This is a genomic window from Kribbella sp. NPDC059898 (assembly GCF_042730855.1).
Taxonomy (GTDB): domain Bacteria; phylum Actinomycetota; class Actinomycetes; order Propionibacteriales; family Kribbellaceae; genus Kribbella.
On sequence record NZ_JBHWKR010000002.1, the window covers coordinates 656740 to 676173 of the forward strand.

The following is a 19434-nucleotide window of genomic DNA, read 5'->3' on the forward strand; positions in this document are numbered from 1 at the left end:
TGCGGCGACCCTGGCATGGCACGCCACACGCGTGTCAGAAGAGCCCGGTTCGGTTCTCAGGACAACCAGAACGGCCGGCCCCAGGAGTGGGACCGGGCGTTCGGCAGTTTTCAGAACTTGTAGACGTCCGACTGGGGGTCGCCGTGGCAGCGCTTGTACTTCTTGCCGGAGCCGCAGGGGCACGCGGCGTTCCGCGGGGTGCCGGCGTACTCGAGGGTGCCGTCCTCGACCGCGTCCTGGTGCCTCGCGACCTCGTCGTCGCCGTCGATGGTCGGCGCCGAGTACGTCAGCCGCTGCTGCCGGGGCTCGTTCGTCAGGCCCTTCGCGCGCAGCCGCGGCGCCTGCCGCGGGGTGTCCTGCGGGCGGGTGTCCTGCGGCCGGTCCTCGTCGTCGCCGGACTCACCCTTGCGGGCGAACTCCGCGACCGGCGCGTTCGGCTTCAGGATGTCCTCGATCCGGCGGCCCTCGAGGCTGTCCTCGTCGGCGATCGCGGCCTCGTTCGCGAGCTCCATCTCGGCGCGCATCGCCTCGACGTCCACCTCGACGTTGAAGACGAAGCCGACCGACTCCTCCTTGATCGACTCCATCATCGAGGCGAACATGTCGTAGCCCTCGCGCTGGTACTCGACCAGCGGGTCGCGCTGCGCCATCGCGCGCAGGCCGATGCCCTCGCGCAGGTAGTCCATCTCGTACAGGTGCTCACGCCACTTGCGGTCCAGCACGCTCAGCACGACGCGCCGCTCCAGCTCGCGCATCGCCTCCTCGCCGAGCAGCTCCTCGCGCTCCTCGTACGCCGCGTGTGCCTCGTCCAGGAACCGCTCGACCAGGAAGTCCTGGGTCAGGCCGGCCTTCTCGCCGCCGGCCTCCTCGATCAGGTCCTCCTCGGTGAGCTCGGACTTGTACAGCGTCTTCATCGCGGTGAAGAGCGCGTCCAGGTCCCAGTCCTCGGCGAAGCCGTCCGCGGTCGCGCCCTGCACGTACCCGGTGACGGTCTCGTCGAGCATGTCCTGCACCTGGTCGCGCAGGTCGGCGCCCTCGAGCACCCGGCGGCGCTCGTCGTACACGACGTGCCGCTGCCGGTTCATCACGTCGTCGTACTTGAGGATGTTCTTCCGGGTCTCGAAGTTCTGCGCCTCGACCTGGCCCTGCGCGGAGGCGATCGCCTTGGTGACGACCTTGTTCTCCAGCGGCTGGCTGTCGTCGTTGTTGCGCGACATCGCCCAGTCGACCATCTCGCGCTTGAACAGCCGCATCAGGTCGTCCTCGAGCGACAGGTAGAACCGGGACTTGCCCGGGTCGCCCTGACGGCCGGCGCGACCGCGCAGCTGGTTGTCGATCCGGCGCGACTCGTGCCGCTCGGTGCCGAGCACGTACAGGCCGCCGAGCTCGCGGACCTCGGTCTGCTCCTCCTTGACCTGCTTCTCGAACTGCTCGAGCAGCGACGGGTACTCCGACTCGTACTGCTCGATGTCCTCGGCCGGGTCGATGCCGCGGGCCCGCAGCTCCTTGTCGGCGAGGAACTCCGGGTTGCCGCCGAGGATGATGTCGGTACCACGGCCGGCCATGTTGGTGGCCACCGTGACCGCGCCCTTGCGGCCGGCCTCGGCGACGATCGCGGCCTCGCGCGCGTGCTGCTTCGCGTTCAGCACCTCGTGCTTGATGTTCTCCTTGAGCAGCTGCCGGGACAGCCGCTCGGACTTCTCCACCGACGTCGTACCGACCAGGATCGGCTGCCCGGACTTGTGCACGTCGACGATGTCCTTGACCACCGCGGCGAACTTGGCGTCCTCGGTGCGGTAGATCAGGTCCCGCTCCTCGACCCGGATCATCGGCTTGTTGGTCGGGATCGGCACCACGCCGAGCTTGTAGACCTTGGAGAACTCGTTCGCCTCGGTCATCGCCGTACCGGTCATGCCGGCCAGCTTGTCGTAGAGGCGGAAGTAGTTCTGCAGCGTGATCGTCGCGAGGGTCTGGTACTCCTCCTTGATCTCGACGCCTTCCTTGGCCTCGATCGCCTGGTGCAGGCCCTCGTTGTAGCGGCGGCCGTGCAGCGTCCGGCCGGTGTGCTCGTCGACGATCAGCACCTCGCCGCCGTCGACCACGACGTAGTCCTTGTCCAGGTGGAACAGGTCCTTGGCCTTCAGCGCGTTGTTCAGGTAGCTGATCAGCGGGGTGTTGGCCGACTCGTACAGGTTGTCGATGCCGAGCCGGTCCTCGACCTTCTCGATACCGCGCTCGAGGATCGCGACCGTGCGCTTCTTCTCGTCCACGTCGTAGTCGGCGACCCGGCGCTTGGTCTCGTCGATCTCCAGGTCGGTGACCCGCGGGTTCTTCCTCTTCAGCTCGGCCTCGTCGGCCAGCGTCCAGGCCTTCAGCGAGTTCGCGATCCGGGCCATCTCGACGTACCAGCGCTGCGAGTCCTCGGCCGGGCCGGAGATGATCAGCGGGGTCCGGGCCTCGTCGACCAGGATCGAGTCCACCTCGTCCACGATCGCGTAGTTGTGCTCGCGCTGGACGCAGTCCTCGATGCTGCCCGCCATGTTGTCGCGCAGGTAGTCGAAGCCAAACTCGTTGTTGGTGCCGTAGGTGATGTCCTTGCTGTACGCGATCCGGCGCTCGGCCGGCGACATCTCCGGCAGGATCACGCCGTAGTCGAGGCCGAGGAAGTGGTACACCCGGCCCATCCACTCGGCCTGGTACTTGGCCAGGTAGTCGTTCACCGTGACCACGTGCACGCCCTTGCCGGAGAGCGCGTTCAGGTACGTCGGCAGCGTGCCGACCAGGGTCTTGCCCTCACCGGTCTTCATCTCGGCGATGTTGCCGAGGTGCAGCGCCGCGCCGCCCATGATCTGGACGTCGTAGTGCCGCTGGTGCAGGGTCCGCTTGGCCGCCTCCCGGACCACCGCGAAGGCCTCCGGGAGCAACTGGTCGAGGGACTCCCCGTTCTTGTGCCGCTCCTTGAACTCCGCGGTCTGATCGCGCAGCTCTTCGTCGGTCATGTTGACGAAGTCGTCCTCGATGGAGTTGACCATCTTCGCGATGCCCTGCAGCTGGCGGAGGATCTTGCCCTCGCCGATCCGCAGGACCTTGTCGACAACCTTCATGGTGGGGAGTTCACTCCTTGCTGCTGAAGCCTGGGTACGGCCGAACGCCGACAGGGCACGACCGACCCCCGCGGGAGGGCGTGCGTCCCCCATCGTACGGGGCCCGGTGTGCCAAGCCACGCCCGCAGCGTGCCTTCAGCCCCACCGGACCCACGCTCGAGCGGGGCGGAAAGTTCCCAGCATGCTCTCAGTATCGGATGCGAACCCGCACCAACGCCCCGGTCAGGATCCGCGGAGAGCGTCACTCAGCGCGGGCGACAGGTCACCGCCGCCGGCCACCCGGACCTGCTCCAGCCCCAGCCAGCCGGCCAGCTGGACGAGCTCGGCGGCCAGCTCGGCGGCCGCCTCCACCGGCGCCTTCGGCTCCGCGTGTGCCGACTGGACCAGCAGTACGCCGGCCGCGCGGTCCGCCTTCAGGTCGACCCGCCCGACCAGCCGGTCGCCGAGCAGGAACGGGAGCACGTAGTACCCGTGCACGCGTTTCTCGGCCGGGACGTAGATCTCGATCCGGTACCGGAAGTCGAACAGGACCTCGGTCCGGGTGCGCTCGAACACCAGCGAGTCGAACGGGCTGACCAGGGCGCGGGTGTTCACCCGGCGCGGCAGCCGGGCGTCCTTGTGCAGGTACGCCGGGCGCTTCCAGCCCTGGATCTGCACCGGGAGCAGTTCCCCGGCCGAGACCAGGTCGTCGATCGCCCGCAAGGTCGGCTCGACCCCGGTCCGGAAGTAGTCCCGCAGGCATTGCGCGGTCGCCACTCCGTGCGCCCGGGCCGCGATCGACACCAGCCCGCGGTGCGCCTCGTCGAGCGACGGCGTCGGCGTGTCGACCACCGACCGGGGCAGCACCCGCTCGGGTACGTCGTACAGCCGCTCGAACTGCTGGTTGCGCCGGGCGACGGTGATGTCCCCGGCGAAGAACAGGAACTCGAGGGCACGCTTCACGTCGGACCAGTTCCAGCCCCAGTTGTTCCGCTCGCGCTCGACGTCGTCGTCGATCTCCCGGGCGGTCAGCGGGCCGTGCTCGCGGACGTCGGCGAGCACCTGCTTGACCAGGTCGGGACGCTCCTTCGCGATCGACCGCGGGCCGCCCCAGGCCTCCTGGGTCGCGCGGGCCATCCGCCAGCGCATCAGCGGATGCGTCTCGACCGGGATCAGCGAGGCCTCGTGCGCCCAGTACTCGACCAGGCGGCGCGGGGCCTTGCCGGCGGCGCGGTCCAGCAGATCGCGCGGGTACGGCCCGAGGCGGGAGTAGAGCGGCAGGTACTGCGTCCGGGACAGGACGTTGACCGAGTCGATCTGGATCAGCCCGATCCGGCCGAGCACCCGGGCCAGCGCCCGCGCGTCCGGCACCCCCTTCGGCCGCGGGTCCATGAACCCCTGCGCCGCGAGCGCGATCCTGCGCGCCTGCGCCGTGGAGAGTACCTGAGTCGTCATGCCGCGCATTGTGCCTGGGCGTACCGACATAACTTGAAAGTTACCCAAAGTGGGAGGTGCGCCACGGATGGTGTTCGGGGGAACCTGCCAGCAGGCCGTCCGCCCGTGCGGCCCCTATCACCCTGGAGTGAGGCATGACAGGAAAGAAGTCTGTGGTCCGCGCTGCCCTCGCGGCCGGTGTCCTGACCGCGGCGTCCCTCGGAGCGGTGGCCGTGGCCGGCACCGCGTCGGCCGCGCAGACACCCGGTGGACCCGTCAACCGGATCGTCGGCGGCACCATCGCCCATACCGCCGACGCCCCCTGGGCCATCCAGCTGTCCAACAGCGGCTCGCCCGACGCCACCGGCGAGTGGTGCGGCTCGACGCTCGTGAAGGCGAACAAGATCGTCACCGCGGCGCACTGCGCTCAGGAAGCGATGTCGACCTACACCGCGATCCAGGGTCGCGACGTGCTCACCCAGACCAGTGGCAAGACGTCGAAGATCGCGAGCATCTGGGTGGACCCGGAGTACGGCAAGTCGCCGGCGCACGACGTCGCGGTGATGACGCTGGCCACCCCGTTCGACGGGGTCGACACGCTCGCGCTGGAGACCGACAAGGCCGCGGACAAGGCCGGCGCGGCGTCGGTCGTGTACGGCTGGGGCTCGACCGAGGGCACCGGCCCGGAGGACACCTTCCAGAAGGTCGACGTACCGGTCCTGGGTGACGACTACTGCGCCAAGGCCTACGCGAGCCAGGGCTACACCCCGGACGGCGAGATCTGCGCCGGTTACGAGCAGGGCGGCAAGGACTCCTGCCAGGGCGACTCCGGCGGCCCGCTGGTCCTGAACGGCCGCCTGTTCGGCGTCGTCTCGTGGGGCGTCGGCTGCGCGGACGCCGGCAACCCGGGCGTCTACGCCGAGGTGGCGACGTACGCCGGCGAACTCCAGCAACAGATCGACAGCTGACAGCGGCGGTGCGAAGGGCCCGGGCGGGATCCGCCCGGGCCCGTTCTGTTGTGCTCCTCCCGAAGGCTCAGACGGACAGCCGGATCACGCCGTAGTCGTAACCGCGACGGCGGTAGACCACGCTCGGCTGGTTCTCGTCGGCGTCGACGAACAGGTAGAAGTCGTGCCCGACCAGTTCGAGCTCGTAGAGCGCCTGGTCCAGGGTCATCGGCTTGGCGGAGTGGGTCTTCTCGCGCATCACCAGCGGACCGTCGCCGGTGACCGTGAGGGATCCGTACTTGTGCGTCGCCACCTCGTCCTCGGCGACTGGTTCCTCCACTACGGATGTGCCGTTGAGCGGCTGCTTCGCGTTCACGTGCCGGAGGCCTTCCGGCGTCCTGCCACCGTGCACCCGGCGCCGGTCGGCCGCCTTGCGGACCTGGGTCCGCAGCCGGTCCAGACAGACGTCGAAGGCCGCCGACTTGGTCTCGCCGCACGCCTCTGCGCGGACCACCGGCCCCTTGGTGTACATGGTGAGCTCGACACGCATCGCCCGATCGTGCTGTCGCGGGTTCTTCTCCTGACTGACTTCCACCTCGCAACGCAGTACCCGGTGATCGACTTTCTCGATCCGCTCGAGTTTTTCCTCGACGTACTGCCGGAAGCGGTCACTGACCTCGCAGTGATGACCCTTGACAACGACGTCCACGGAAACCTCCATCGATCGGCGACTCTTTTACGTGTTCGGACCCCCGTACTCGTGGTGACGGGTCCCGAAACGAGAACACCCGCTGTCGAACCCGTCGGACCCCGTGGCGAGGAATCCGGCTGATCCGGACCTCCACCACTCCACTGCCCGACAAGCCCTAGCGGGTGTCATGGGCCAACGCTAGTCGGCTTCGGCGAAAACCGGTAGAGAAGTTCTCATGAACCAGACGTCCGATGCCGTGCGGTGGCGGCCAGTACGGCGCAGCCGAGCACCCGGACACCCGCCGTTTCCAAGGCTCGGGACGCTTCGGTGAGCGTGGAACCGGTGGTGATCACGTCGTCGACCAGCAGGACCGGCTGATCGATCAGCGTTTCAGCCCACGGCGAACGCGCCGCGAAAGCCCCGTCCAGGTTGGCGGTACGGCGTTCCGCGGACAGCCCGGCCTGATCGTCGGGGCGCCTGACGATCCGCAGCGCCGGCGCCGTCCGGGCGTCGATCCCCTGCCTGCACAGGGATCTGACGGCAGCCTTCGTAATCCGCCCGAGCGGGTCGTGCCCGCGCTGCCGGACCGTTGCCCGGGGCGACGGAACCGGGCACAGCCACACCGCCGTACGCTCCCCCAGCGCGGTCCGGACGGCGTCCGCGAGCAGCCGTCCGAGCGGCCGGGCGAGCGCGTACCGGGCGTGTTCCTTGTGCGCGAGCACCAGTTTCCGGAGCTGATCGGCGTACGGCGCGGCCGCGGTCGGCGGCGGCAGCCCGGCGGGTCGTGGGTCCGGCCAAGCACGGAACGGAGTCACCCCCGTCAGTAGCCTCCGGCAACCACCACAGAGAGTGACGCCGGGCCGGTCGCAGCCCGCGCAGCGCCCGCCCAGCAGCAGATCGACGAACGCGTCCCGCACCGGCACCCCACCACGGTCCGGGACCCACCGCTGCGCCCGCAAGTCCGCCGTACGGCGCCTGTGGACAACCGCGCGAGGTCAGCCCGGGTACGTCGGGGTGAAGGCCGGGTGGTCGCCGTTCACGTCGAAGTCGACCCAGAGCAGGTCCTTGGTCAGCCAGTGGATCCGGTCGTTGTCGTCCTGGATCACCGGCAGGGTGTCCTTGTTGACGTTCGAGACGACGTGCTCGGGCGCGAAGTTCGGCGACGAGCCGGGCAGCGGCTGCATTCCGGAGCCGTCGACGTTGACCGACCAGATCTGGCGGCGCGCCGTACCGCTGGCCCCGATGACGATGAAGCCCGCCTTGCTCCAGGCGGCGTCGGAGATGTTGGTGAGCTCCAGCTGCAGCGGCCGGAACGCCCCCAGCACGAGGTCCTTGCCGCCGTTCGTGGTCTGCACGGTCGCGGTCTCGACGTAGTTCTGCTTGCTGGCGGCGCTCTGCATCACCAGCAGCATCCGGACCCCGTCCGGCGCGATCCGCAGGGTGACCGGGGTGTCACCCTTGAAGTCGGTCTGCACCGGGCTGAAGGTGCCGTCCTGGTTCCGGACGCGGAGCCGCGGGTGGTCGCCGTCGGCCCGGTCCAGCACCCAGAGGTTGCCCTCCTTGTCGAAGGTCGGCGGCAGGGTCTTCCCGTCGACCTTGAAACTGGACTTCTTCTTGTCGTCCTTGCCGGGCGGGTCAAGCGAGCCGTACACGACGTCGTGCCCGTCCGCGGTGACGATCGCCCCGGCGTCCCCGAGCAGCGTGACGGCGAAGGACTGGGCCTTCGACAGCGACAACGGGCTGTTGTTCAGCGGCTGCGCGGACACGTCCGTCGAGCCGTCCTGGCCGGTGATCCGCTGCGGCAGCCCCTTGAGCAGGCCGTACAGCTTGGTCATCGCCGCGCCCGGCACCTGCGGGTCGAACGTGTTGAAGGTGGGGAACGGCAGCACCTCGGGCTCGTCGGGGAGCAGCGGTGCGCCGCCGACGGTGATCTTGGCCCGCAGGTTGAGCTGGTTCAGCGTCCAGACGATCTGTGCCGCCAGCAGCTGCCGGTCCTGGTCGCGCAGCGAGCCGGCCGTGTCGTTCAGCGCCACGTTGGCGACACCCAGGTCGACCGGGACCGACACCTGGACCTCGGTGCCGGGCGGCGCAGCGGAGACCACCCCGTTGCCGAGCCGGCTCGTCGGGCCCTTCAGCAGCTCCTGGATGATCTGGGTCGCGGCCTGTCCGGAGGGCAGGTTCTGCGGCAGGTAGACCGGATCCGGGACCAGCACGTCCTTGGTCTGGTTGAAGAAGTACAGGTTGCGGGCGGCCAGTTTCAGGTCCACCTGGTTGCTCCCCAGGTAGGCGCCCGGCGGGACCGAGTCGACGCGCAGCTGGTCGCTGACCTTCTTCAGCTTGAAGAAGAAGTCGGCCTTGGCGCCCGCCGGTGCCGGGATCCACTCGCCGCGGTCGTTGATCGTGGCGATCTTCTTCGCGGTCAGCTGGATGCCGTCGCCCTTGCGGGTGAGCGAGTCGGGCTGCTGGTCGTACACGACGGTCTGCGACTCGGGCTTCCAGCTGCCGGCCGCGGCCGGGGTCATGTACTGGCGGGCCACGTCGTACGCCTGGGAGTCCGACATCGCCTCCAGGAAGCCGCTGACGATCGACATGTCGCCGACGTTCGCCCGCGGCGGCTTCGCCTCGACGCCGACGCCGCCCAGATCGGGGGCGGACCCGGCACGCTCGCCCTGCCTGATCGTGCCCTTGGTCGGCACGGTCGCGCAGCCGCCGAGCAGAGTGACCGCCAGCAGCAGCACGAGCAGCCTGCGCCTCACCGGTCGTCACCGCCGTTCAGTTTCTGGTACGGCGCGCCCACGTCGACCAGCTCCGCGATCACCCGGCTGGCGTCCGGCGGGCGGGGCGGCAGCGGCGACCCGGTCAGCGCCACGTCGGGCCGGCGCGGCAGGGTCAGCCGGAAGTACGCGCCTTCGCCCGGCGAGCCCCACGCGTCCAGCCGGCCGCCGTGCAGCCGGGCGTCCTCGAGTGCGATCGACAGGCCGAGGCCGGTGCCGCCGGTGGTCCGGGCCCGCGCCGGGTCGGCCCGCCAGAACCGGCTGAACACCATCTCCGCCTCCTCGGCCCGGAACCCGACCCCGTGGTCGCGGACGGCCACCGCCGCGGCGTCGTCGTCGTACGCCGTGCTGATCCTGATCGGCAGGCCCTCGCTGTGCTCGATGGCGTTGCCGATCAGGTTCCTGAGGATCCGCTCGATCCGGCGGGAGTCGACGTTGGCCCGGCACGGCGCCTTCATGTCCAGCTCGACCGGGCAGCCCTTGCGTTCGAGCAGGGTCTCGTGGTTCTCCAGGACGCGGTTGACGATGTCGCGCAGGTCCACGTCCTCCAGGTCCAGCGCGGCCGCGCCGGCGTCGAACCTGCTGATCTCCAGCAGGTCGGCCAGCAGCTCCTCGAACCGGTTGAGCTCGTTCTGCAGCAGCTCCACCGAGCGGCGGCTGATCGGGTCGAACTGGTCGCGACTCTCGTGCAGCAGGTCGGCGGCCATCCGGACCGTGGTGAGCGGGGTGCGCAGCTCGTGCGACACGTCCGACACGAACCGGCGCTGCAGCCGGGACAGCTCCTCCAGGCGGCGGATCTGCCGCTGCAGGTTGGACGCCATCTTGTTGAACGAGACCGCCAGCCGGGCCAGGTCGTCCGTACCGCGGACCTGCATCCGCTCTTCGAGCTTGCCGGCCGCCAGCCGCTCGGCGATCCGCCGGGCCATCCGAACCGGCGTAACGACCTGCCGGGTGACCAGCCAGGCGATAGCACCGAGCAGAACGATCAGCAGCAGGCCCGCGGTCACAAGAGCGCGCTGCACGACGTCCAAGGTCTCCTGCTGCGCCGTGAGCGGGAAGAGGAAGTAGATGGAGTACTTGTCACCGGTGGAGTCGATCCGGATCTGGGAACCGATCACCAGGCCCGGAACGCTCGGGCTGTCCCGGTAGTTGATCTGCGTGTACGTGTCCCACAGCTTGTCGCCGTCGCTGACCACGGACGACGCCAGCGCCGGCGGAATCGAGTCACTGTCGACCAGGCCGGTGTAGCGGATCGCGTTCGACGCGGCCTGGTCGGTCGGGACCAGGAGTACGTCGTACAGGCCCGGGCGGTTGGAGCCGAGGACCAGCTCGGACAGCTGCTGGTTGACGGTGTTCCGGTTCGCGGCGTCGATCGAGGCGGACAGCTGCTGCAGCTGCGCCCGTACCTCTGCCTGCGCGCTGTCCCGGCGGGACTCCAGGACACCGTCGGTGACCTGGCTCATCATCACCCAGCCGACCAGGATCAGGACCAGCGTCGACATCAGCAGGGTGCCGGTGACGATCCGGGCCTGGATCGAGCGGCGCCAGATGTCCGGCCAGTGCTTCGGGTGGGTACGCCAGAGCGGCTGCGGCTGGGCAGACCAATCCGCCGCGGCGACCGGGAGCTCCAGCTCGGTCCCGCGGGACTCGGCCACCTCTGGCTCGGCCGGGGCCTGCTGCCCGGTGCCCGGTCCGGTGCTCTGCCCGGACTCGGTCACCGCGGCGGCCACCGGCTCGTCGGGGGCCGTCTGCGACTCTTGGCCGCGACCGTACTCGATCAGTCCGCACCAGCCTTGTATCCGACACCGCGGACCGTGACCACGATCTCCGGGTGCTCAGGGTCCTTCTCGATCTTGGAGCGCAGCCGCTGCACGTGCACGTTCACCAGCCGGGTGTCGGCGGCGTGCCGGTACCCCCAGACCTGCTCCAGCAGCACCTCGCGGGTGAACACCTGCCAGGGCTTCGACGCCAGGCAGACCAGCAGGTCGAACTCCAGCGGCGTCAGCTGGATCGTCTCGCCGGCCCGCTTCACCGAGTGGCCGGCGACGTCGATGGTCAGGTCGCCGATCGCCAGCGACTCCGGGCCGGGCTCGTCCATCCGGCGCAGCCGGGCCCGGATCCGGGCCACCAGCTCCTTCGGCTTGAACGGCTTCACCACGTAGTCGTCGGCACCCGACTCCAGCCCGAGCACCACGTCCACGGTGTCGCTCTTCGCGGTCAGCATCACGATCGGTACGCCGGACTCGGCCCGGATCGCCCGGCAGACGTCGATCCCGTCCATCCCGGGCAGCATCAGGTCGAGCAGCAGCAGGTCCGGTTTGAACTCGCGGAACGCCGGTACCGCTTTGTCACCGGTCGCGCACAGATAGGTGTCGTAGCCCTCGTTGCGCAGCACGATGCTGAGCATCTCCGACAACGCGGTGTCGTCGTCGACGATGAGGACCCGGCCTCGCATCGTCCGGTTACCGTCTGCCACGCCCATAGCTCCTTGCCGTCCGCTTGCCGACCGATCGGAATGCGCGCGGCGGGTGCCAGGCCGTACGCACTACGGATAGTGTCCCATTCCCGCGGTAGTGCACACGCCGGATCGCCGTGTGACCCCGAGTTGGGCTGTGATCATCCGGGATCATGGTGCACGTTCGGGGTCCACCACAACTCGTCAGGCAGGGAGGAGGGTCCGCCGATGGCCGATCAGAACATGACTCTGCACGACGACGTGGCCTCGGAACCGCTGCGGCCCTGGCTGCCCGCGGACCTGCTGGACAACGCGGCGCGGACCATTTCCGACAACAAGACGATCATGCTGGGCCTGCCGGTGCTGGCCGGGATCGCGTTGCTGGCGTTGCAGGCCGTGCTGACCGAGGTCGCCGTACCAGGAGGCCTGGCCGGGTTCTTCCGGGCGAACGACCCGTTCGGACAGGCCGGTGCGGCGTTGCTGCTGACGTACGGCGTCCAGGTGGTGCTGTTCTCGGTGGTGTCGAGCATGCTGGCCGGGATCATCGCCCTGGCCGCCGTACGGAGCCAGCTGGCGCACCGAGCCGGGCCACGGGAGCTGATGCGGCTGGTGCGGCCTGCGCTGCCTGCACTCGCCGCTGTCGGTCTGATGCAGTCCCTGTCGTTCGTCCTGCTCATCGGCGGCTGGGGCCTCGCGGTGCTCGGTATCGGCTCCGGTGCGGACGCGGCGATCTCTTCCGACGTCGCGGGCGCCGTGGCGTTGGTGATGATGCTGGTGGGCGGGGTGCTGGTGCTGATCTTCGGTATCCGGCTGGTGCTGGCCGGGACCGTCGTACTGATGGAGGGGCGGCACTCACCGGACATCGGGCTCTACATTCCCGAACGGGTGGGTGTCTGGGGTGCGCTGCGGCGGTCGTGGCGGCTGGTGCGCGGGAAGTTCTGGCGGGTGTTCGGGATCCTGCTGTTCGGCGGGCTGGTGGTGAACATCATCAGTTACGCCCTGCAGTTCGGGGTCACCTCGTTGACGCTCACGGTCGGCAACTGGGCCGGGCCGGACGGCAGTACCGGCGCCACGGTGGTGACGATCGTGCTCGGCGTCGCGGTCGGTACGGCGTCGCTGATGGCGGTGATCGCGAGCCTCGCGTTCATGTCCGCCGTCCAGGCGCTGATCTACCTGGACCTGCGGGTCCGGCGGGAAGGCCTCGACCTGTGGATGCGTCCGGCGCTGCGATCCGGGGAGAGCGTGTGATCCTCTTCCCGCTGGAACCGCCGGTCGACGTCGACCGGGACCAGGCCGCCCGCGAGGCGGCCGAGGAGCTGTCAAAGTCGACGTACCGGGATTCGAGTTCGTTGATCAGCAAGGCACTCGGCAAGGTCGTCGACTGGATCAAGGACCTGCTGGACAGCCTCAACGGCACCTCTCCGAACGGCCACGCCGGTCTGGCCGTCCTGATCTGTCTGCTGCTCCTTGTGGTCGTTGTGGTGCTCTGGCGAGCCGGTGTGCTGCGGACCAGCAAGAAGGTGAAGTCGCAGGCCGTTTTCGACACGGCCAGGCCGCAGACCGCGGCGGAGTACCGTGCCCAGGCCGAACGGGAGGCCGCGGCCGGTGACCTCGCGTTGGCGATCCGCAGCCGGTTCCGGGCGTGTGTGGCCGAGCTGACCGAGCGGACCGTCCTCGACGAGCGGGCCGGACGTACGGCGTACGAGGTGGTCACGGACGCGGCCAAGGCAGCGCCCGTACTGCGGGACGTGCTGCAGCCGGCCGCACAGGTGTTCACGGAGGTTGTCTACGGCAACCGTCCTGGCACACCGGAGCGGTACGCCGCTGTCGTGACGGCTGACAACGCCGCACGGACCGCACGGGTGGCCGTATGAGTACGTCGGAGGCACGGGGCGTCGTTGAGAGCTGGCGGGCGTTGCGGACGCCCTTGCTGGTGACAGGTCTCATCGTGCTGGCCGCGATCGTCGTACTGATCGCCACCTCGTCGCAGACCACAGGAACGTTCAGCCCGGACTCCACGAAGACTGACGGAGCACGTGCGCTGTCGGCGTTGCTGAAGAAGCACAACGTCGACGTACACGGCACTGAGTCACTGGACGACGCCACGCAGCCAGGTGATGGCAAGACGCTGCTGGTGGGGCCGTCCGGGTTCCTGGATCCTTCTGACTGGCAGCGGATCGCTCAGGCGGAGTGGAGCCATGTCGTGCTGATCCGGCCCAGCAGCCAGGCATTGCAGGCACTCGCACCAGGTGTTCAGCTGAGCGGCGACTCGATCTCGTCCGGTAGCCGCCAGCCCGGCTGCAGCCTGCCGGCCGCGGTCAAGGCCGGTACGGCGACGGTCAGCGGGCCGACGTACAGCGCGCCGGACGCGGCGACCGGCTGCTACGGCGACGGTATCTACAACACGGTGGTGCGGTTGCAGCTCGGCGACCGGATCATCGACGTGGTTGGTACGGCGCAGTCGTTCACCAACGACCAGCTGGCCGACGACGGCAACGCGGCGCTGGCGCTCAACCTGATCGGCACCCACAAGGACCTGACGTGGTACTTGCCGCAGTACCAGTCCCACGGCGTCACGCCAGGACAGGGCGGTCCGCCGGTGATTCCGCCGTATGTCCGCTACATCGGCTGGGCGTTGGCGCTCACTGTGCTGGTGGTGGCGATCTGGCGCGGGCGGCGGCTCGGCCCTGTCGTGGCTGAGCGGCTGCCGGTGATCGTGCACGCAGCCGAGACCACGGAGGGCCGGGCGCGGCTCTACCGGCGTTCAAGAGCCCGTGACCGTGCTGCGGCCGCTCTTCGCGAGTCAGCGCTCGGCCAACTGCACAAGGCGCACGGCATCCCCCGGCGGGCCGATCCGTCGGCTGTGGTCGCCACGGTCTCCGCACGGACCAACCGGGATCCGGCCATGCTGTACGAACTGCTCTACGGCCTCCCGCCGCTCACCGACGCCGCTCTGATGTCCTTGTCCCAGGAACTCGACGTACTGACGCAGGAGGTACGACACCCGTGACGACTACCGAGGTCACCGCTGACCAGGCCCGGCAGGCGCTGGTCGCGCTCCGGACCGAGATCGGCAAGGCGGTGGTCGGACAGGACACCGCAGTGACCGCACTGGTGCTCGCCCTGCTCTGCCGCGGCCACGTGCTGCTGGAAGGCGTTCCTGGTACGGCAAAGACGCTGATGGTGCGGGCTCTGTCGACAGCGATGCGCCTGGAAACCAAGCGTGTGCAGTTCACTCCCGACCTGATGCCGGGTGACGTGACCGGCTCGCTGGTGTACGACGCGAAGACGTCGGAGTTCGAGTTCCGCCGCGGCCCGGTGTTCACGAACATCCTGCTGGCCGACGAGATCAACCGGACGCCACCGAAGACCCAGGCCGCGCTGTTGGAGGCCATGGAGGAGCGGCAGGTCACCGTGGACGGCGAACCGCGCAAGCTGCCGGTCCCGTTCGTCGTGGCCGCCACCCAGAACCCTGTGGAGTACGAGGGCACCTACCCGCTGCCGGAGGCGCAGCTGGACCGGTTCCTGCTCAAGGTGACGCTGGACATCCCGCCCCGCGACGCGGAGATCGCCGTACTCGCTCGGCACGCGCAAGGCTTCGACCCGCGCGATCTTGAAGGCGCAGGCCTCCGTCCGGTCGCAGGACCGGAGGACCTGCTGGCCGGTCAGAACGCCGTACGCCAGGTTGCGGTCCGGCAGGACGTCCTGGCGTACGTCGTGGACCTGTGCCGCGCAACGCGTCAGTCACCGTCCCTGCAGCTCGGGGTGTCGCCGCGTGGAGCCACCGCGCTGCTGGCGGTCTCCCGTGCGTGGGCTTGGCTGTCCGGCCGGGACTACGTGATTCCTGATGACGTGAAGGCGATGGCGCGTCCTTGTCTGCGGCACCGGGTGCAGGTGCGCCCGGAGGCTGAACTGGAGGGTGTCAGCGCCGACGCCGTCCTTGAGAGCGTCCTGGCAACAGTCCCGGTCCCACGCTGATGGTTCTTACCGGCCGGGCCGCCCTGTTGGCAGCAGCTGGGGTTGTGTTTGTCGCCCTGGTGATGCCGTCGTGGGCCGGGATCGGTGTGGTCGTCGGAGCCGTGCTTCTGGTGTGTCTTGTGGACATCTTGCTGGCCGGGTCTCCCCGGCGGCTGCAGTTCAGCCGGGACGGCGACAACGCCGTACGGCTGGGTGAGCAGGCTGTCGTGACCATGCTGGTCACCAACCCGGGCCGCCGGGTGCGGGGGCTCCTGCGGGACGCGTGGCCGCCGTCTGCGGGCGTACTGGATCCGCCGCACAAGCTGGACCTGCCGTCGGGTGAACGGCGTCGCGTGACGACCCACCTGGTGCCGACACGGCGCGGCGACCGGCAGGCGAGCCGGGTGACGGTGCGAGCCATCGGACCATTGGGGTTCGCGGGACGGCAGGGGTCGCACCAGGTGCCGTGGACGGTGCGGGCGTTGCCGCCGTTCAAGAGTCGTAAGCACCTGCCGTCGCGGCTGGCACGGTTGCGGGAGCTGGACGGGCGTACGGCGTTGCTCGTGCGCGGGCAGGGGACGGAGTTCGACTCGCTGCGGGACTACGTACCGGGTGACGACGTACGCAGCATCGACTGGCGGGCCACGGCGCGGCGCGGGAACGTCGTACTGCGGACCTGGCGGCCGGAACGGGACCGGCAGGTCGCGATCGTGATCGACTCCGGCCGGCTGTCCGCGGGCCGGGTCGGCGACGCGCCGCGGCTGGACCACGCGATGGACGCCGCCCTCCTGCTGGCCGCACTCGCCACCCGCGCGGGCGACCGGGTCTCCTTGCTGGCCTGCGATTCCGCCGTACGGGCGGACGTACGCCGGCCCGCCCCGGAGGACGTGCTGCCGTCGTTCGTGAACGCGCTGGCGAACGTCGAGGCCGAACTCGTCCAGACCGACTTCCGGATCGTCGTCTCGCAGGTCCTCGAACGTCTCGGCCAGCGCTCGCTGGTCGTGCTGCTGACCGGGCTCGACCCAGCCGCGATCGAGGAGTCGCTGCTGCCGGTCATCGGCCCGCTGCTGCGGCGGCACGTCGTACTGCTCGCGTCCGTCGCCGACCCGCGGCTGACCGAACTGGAGTCGACCCGCGGGGACCTTGTCGAGGTGTACGGCGCCGCGTCCGCGGCCCGCACCCGGCTGGACCGAGAGCGGCTGACGGCCACGCTCACCCGCGCCGGCGTCACCGTGCTGGACGAACCACCAGAAAAGATCGCCCCGGCCCTGGCCGACACCTACCTAACCCTCAAGAAGGCCGGCCGGCTGTGAGGGTTGCCTCGAAGACGGCGCGGTTGGCTGTGACAAAAGCGTGTTCGCTGTAGGACCAGGCGATGCGTTCTGGTCCGGCGTCGCACGGTCTGTCCAGCCAGAACTGCACGTTGTCCAGTTGGCTCTGTAGAACTGCGTCGATGAGTTGGGTGGTGTCGTCCAAGCCGTAGGCGTTCGCCAGGACGGCGACCTGGTGGGCTTGGCGGGTGGGGTCGGCGTGTTTGGAGGCGATGCACCAGGTCCAGGCGGCGTAGCCGAGGTCTTCGAGTGGGTTGCCGGGGGCGGCCAGGTCGAAGTCGAACAAGGCCGTGGGCAGGCCGTCGGTGAAGACGAAGTTGGTGGGTGCGGGGTCGTGGTGGCAGACGACCTGGTGGTCGCCGGCCAGGTGCGAGTCTCGGGTGGCGTCGTGGAAGGCGCGCAGGATCGCGGCGGCCGCGGCTATTTGTTGGTCGTCCCACCGTTGATACCTGGACGGTACGTCGCCCTCGAGGTAGGTGAGGATGTCGCGGCCGTGCTCGTCCTGGCCGAGGTAGTTCGGCGTGAAATCCTTGTCCGCAAGGAGTTCCAGGAGCTCGGCGGTGAAGGATGAGCGCTCCGACGCGGGCCGGCGTACCGTGTCGCCGACCCGCACCACGCCGGGCGTCAGACGGCCGCCCGCGAGAGGTTGCTCGATCACTGCATCGTCGGCCGAGCCTGGAGGAAGGTCCAGCGGTGCCCTTCGAGATCCTCCGCCTCGTAGCAGCGGTACCCGTGCTGATGGATCTCCGAGAGGATCTTTGCGCCACTCTCCTGACTGTGCGCGAAGTGCGCATCCAGGTCGTCGACATACACCCAGATCCCGTGATCCAGCTGGGCCGTCCGCTTCTCGGTCAGCTTGAACAGCAGGATCCCGCGGCTGCCGACCTGCAGCTCGATCCAGGCCGGATCCGTCCCCTCGGCCGGGATCCGGTCCCACGAGTCGAGGTCGAACACGGTGTGCAGCCAGCGCGCCGCGGCGGCCGGATCCTCGTAGTACAAGGCGATCGCGAGCCGGTCCAGCTCCCGCGGAACGCTCGGCGCGGTGTCCCGCCGGGCGACCCACGCGGGCAGCCAGGAGATGACGTTCGGCCAGAAGTAGAACGCCTTCTCGCCACCCTGGACCAGTGACTGTACGACGGTGACGCGGCAGCCCTCGGCGCTCTCCGCGAAGTCGATCCGGATCTCGGTGTCGTCGACCGAGCTGCGGTACGCGAACAGCTCGCCGGGCTCCCAGTCGGTGATCCGGCCCAGCTCGAGGACGTCGTCCGGCGGCGCGTAGACCTCGAGGATGCGGCCGCCGACACCGGGCTCGATCCGCATCGCGGTGGCGCGCGCGGCGTCGAAGAAGTTGATCGGGCCGCGGACCCACCACAGGTCGATCTCTTCGGTGAACACCTTGAACGCGGTCGCGGGATCGACGGGGACCTCGACGGCGACGGTTGCGGATGGTTCAGTCATCGGACTTCTCCTTCTGCTCGACGTGTCGTTTGAAGGCGCCCAGCTGGTCGCGCCAGTGCGCCTGGACCTGGTCGAGCCAGGCCTGTACGGCGACGACGGGCTCGGGGTTGAGCCGGAACACGCGGACCCGCGCATCGTCGGGGACGCGCTCGTCGGCGACCAGGCCGGCGGCCAGCAGGATCTTCAGATGCCGGCTCATCGCCGGCGAGGAGGTCCCGGTCGCGGCAGCCAGCTGGCCGGCGCGTTGCGGGCCATCGCCCAGCAGTTGCACCACGTGCCGTCGCGTCGGATCAGCCAGTACCTCGAAGAACCGATCCACCTGATCTTGCGCCATACGGCAATAGTTCTATCAGCTGTTAACTATTGTCAACTGCTGGAACCAAATGACAGGCGACCTGAGTGTCCGTGGTGGTCGGGAGGATCGGGAGAGGGGTGGTGGTGCAGGCAGCTGAGCCGGTGCCGGCGGCGACCAGTTGGCAGCGGGGGTGGAAGCGGCAGCCGGTGGGGATGCGGGTGGGGTCGGGCGGTTCGCCGGTGAGGACGATGCGGGCCGGGGACTCCGGGAGGACGCTCAGCAAGGCCTTCGTGTACGGGTGCTGCGGGTTGGTGAGGACGTCTTCGGTACGGCCAGACTCGACGATCCGGCCGAGGTACATGACGGCGACCCGGTCGGCGATGTTCCAGGCCAGCCCGAGGTCGTGCGTCACGACCAGCGCGGACAGCCCGAGCTCGTCCCGCAGCTTCAGCAGCAACGCCAGGATCTCACCGCGCACCGAGGCGTCCAGCGACGCGACCGGCTCGTCCGCGATCAGCACCTTCGGCTCCAACGCCAACGCCCCCGCAATCACCACCCGTTGCCGCTGCCCACCCGACAACTCGTGCGGATACCGCTGAAAGAACCGCTCAGGCGGCCGCAATCCAGCCTGCGCCAGCGCGGAGGTCACGACGGATTCCTCGTCAGACAAGCCGTGGATACGAGGCCCTTCGGCTACTGCTTCATAGACGGTATGGCGGGGGTTGAGGGAACCCATGGGGTCTTGGAGAACGAGCTGGACCTGCCGGCGGAAGGCGCGGAGGGCGCGGGTGGAGTAGTTGAGGGGCGTGCCGTCGTACGTGATGTGGCCGGTGGTGGGGCGTTCGAGGCCGAGGAGGGTGCGGGCGAGGGTGGTCTTGCCGCACCCGGACTCGCCGACCAGCGCGACGATCTCGCCCGCACCGACGGACAGGTTCACACCGTCGACGGCCCGCGCCCGGCGCCCGCCGCGACCGGGGAACTCGACCTGCAGATCAGTTGCCTCGAGCAA

17 protein-coding genes are annotated in these 19434 nt (G+C 69.2%); 6 read left to right on the top strand and 11 right to left on the bottom strand.

Features of this window, described 5'->3' with window-relative positions; translation table 11 throughout:
• Positions 1 to 110 precede the first annotated feature (110 nt).
• Positions 111 to 3104 (bottom strand): preprotein translocase subunit SecA, encoded by a 2994-nt coding sequence (secA, locus tag ACFV9C_RS08685; protein WP_380191813.1) that lies wholly within the window; start codon positions 3102 to 3104, stop codon positions 111 to 113.
• Between the two features lie 222 nt (positions 3105 to 3326).
• Positions 3327 to 4538, bottom strand: coding sequence for a winged helix-turn-helix domain-containing protein (locus ACFV9C_RS08690; RefSeq protein WP_380191815.1), 1212 nt, complete (start codon positions 4536 to 4538; stop codon positions 3327 to 3329).
• Between the two features lie 134 nt (positions 4539 to 4672).
• On the opposite strand from ACFV9C_RS08690, the gene ACFV9C_RS08695 reads away from it, so the two are divergent.
• Complete coding sequence (locus ACFV9C_RS08695; RefSeq protein WP_380191817.1) at positions 4673 to 5485, top strand: S1 family peptidase; 813 nt, start codon at positions 4673 to 4675, stop codon at positions 5483 to 5485.
• A gap of 67 nt (positions 5486 to 5552) precedes the next feature.
• Here ACFV9C_RS08695 and hpf read toward each other — a convergent pair whose 3' ends face one another.
• From hpf to mtrA, 5 genes are all read right to left on the bottom strand, one after another.
• Positions 5553 to 6173: a ribosome hibernation-promoting factor, HPF/YfiA family gene (gene hpf / locus ACFV9C_RS08700; protein WP_380191819.1), complete on the bottom strand. Its 621-nt coding sequence runs from the start codon at positions 6171 to 6173 to the stop codon at positions 5553 to 5555.
• Positions 6174 to 6388: 215 nt separating this feature from the next.
• A complete protein-coding gene (locus tag ACFV9C_RS08705) occupies positions 6389 to 7078 on the bottom strand; it encodes a ComF family protein (protein WP_380191822.1) in 690 nt (229 codons plus the stop codon).
• Positions 7079 to 7150: 72 nt separating this feature from the next.
• The gene (locus tag ACFV9C_RS08710; RefSeq protein WP_380191824.1) at positions 7151 to 8911 is read right to left on the bottom strand and encodes an LpqB family beta-propeller domain-containing protein; all 1761 of its coding nucleotides are present in this window, start codon (positions 8909 to 8911) and stop codon (positions 7151 to 7153) included.
• Positions 8908 to 10647, bottom strand: a complete 1740-nt coding sequence (mtrB, locus tag ACFV9C_RS08715) for an MtrAB system histidine kinase MtrB (RefSeq protein ID WP_380191826.1) — start codon at positions 10645 to 10647, stop codon at positions 8908 to 8910. Before mtrB ends, ACFV9C_RS08710 begins: the two co-directional genes overlap by 4 nt.
• Positions 10648 to 10706: 59 nt before the next feature.
• Positions 10707 to 11384, bottom strand: a complete 678-nt coding sequence (gene mtrA, locus ACFV9C_RS08720; RefSeq protein WP_380192308.1) for an MtrAB system response regulator MtrA — start codon at positions 11382 to 11384, stop codon at positions 10707 to 10709.
• A 228-nt stretch (positions 11385 to 11612) separates the two neighbouring features.
• On the opposite strand from mtrA, the gene ACFV9C_RS08725 reads away from it, so the two are divergent.
• From ACFV9C_RS08725 to ACFV9C_RS08745, 5 genes are read left to right on the top strand one after another with little or no spacing between them, the layout of a single operon-like run.
• Positions 11613 to 12632: a hypothetical protein gene (locus ACFV9C_RS08725; protein WP_380191828.1), complete on the top strand. Its 1020-nt coding sequence runs from the start codon at positions 11613 to 11615 to the stop codon at positions 12630 to 12632.
• Complete coding sequence (locus ACFV9C_RS08730; RefSeq protein WP_380191830.1) at positions 12629 to 13258, top strand: DUF4129 domain-containing protein; 630 nt, start codon at positions 12629 to 12631, stop codon at positions 13256 to 13258. The genes ACFV9C_RS08725 and ACFV9C_RS08730 overlap by 4 nt, the downstream gene beginning before the upstream one ends.
• Positions 13255 to 14394: a DUF4350 domain-containing protein gene (locus ACFV9C_RS08735; protein ID WP_380191831.1), complete on the top strand. Its 1140-nt coding sequence runs from the start codon at positions 13255 to 13257 to the stop codon at positions 14392 to 14394. Before ACFV9C_RS08730 ends, ACFV9C_RS08735 begins: the two co-directional genes overlap by 4 nt.
• Complete coding sequence (locus ACFV9C_RS08740; protein ID WP_380191832.1) at positions 14391 to 15362, top strand: AAA family ATPase; 972 nt, start codon at positions 14391 to 14393, stop codon at positions 15360 to 15362. The genes ACFV9C_RS08735 and ACFV9C_RS08740 overlap by 4 nt, the downstream gene beginning before the upstream one ends.
• A 44-nt stretch (positions 15363 to 15406) precedes the next feature.
• The gene (locus ACFV9C_RS08745; RefSeq protein WP_380191834.1) at positions 15407 to 16654 is read left to right on the top strand and encodes a DUF58 domain-containing protein; all 1248 of its coding nucleotides are present in this window, start codon (positions 15407 to 15409) and stop codon (positions 16652 to 16654) included.
• Here ACFV9C_RS08745 and ACFV9C_RS08750 read toward each other — a convergent pair.
• From ACFV9C_RS08750 to ACFV9C_RS08765, 4 genes are read right to left on the bottom strand one after another with little or no spacing between them, the layout of a single operon-like run.
• Positions 16632 to 17330 carry an aminoglycoside phosphotransferase family protein gene (locus tag ACFV9C_RS08750; protein ID WP_380191836.1) on the bottom strand — a complete coding sequence of 233 codons (699 nt, stop codon included), beginning with the start codon at positions 17328 to 17330 and terminating at the stop codon, positions 16632 to 16634. The genes ACFV9C_RS08745 and ACFV9C_RS08750 overlap by 23 nt on opposite strands.
• Positions 17327 to 18130, bottom strand: coding sequence for a VOC family protein (locus tag ACFV9C_RS08755; protein WP_380191840.1), 804 nt, complete (start codon positions 18128 to 18130; stop codon positions 17327 to 17329). Before ACFV9C_RS08755 ends, ACFV9C_RS08750 begins: the two co-directional genes overlap by 4 nt.
• Positions 18123 to 18464, bottom strand: a complete 342-nt coding sequence (locus ACFV9C_RS08760; protein WP_380191842.1) for an ArsR/SmtB family transcription factor — start codon at positions 18462 to 18464, stop codon at positions 18123 to 18125. Before ACFV9C_RS08760 ends, ACFV9C_RS08755 begins: the two co-directional genes overlap by 8 nt.
• Before the next feature lie 22 nt (positions 18465 to 18486).
• Complete coding sequence (locus ACFV9C_RS08765) at positions 18487 to 19434, bottom strand: ABC transporter ATP-binding protein (RefSeq protein ID WP_380191844.1); 948 nt, start codon at positions 19432 to 19434, stop codon at positions 18487 to 18489.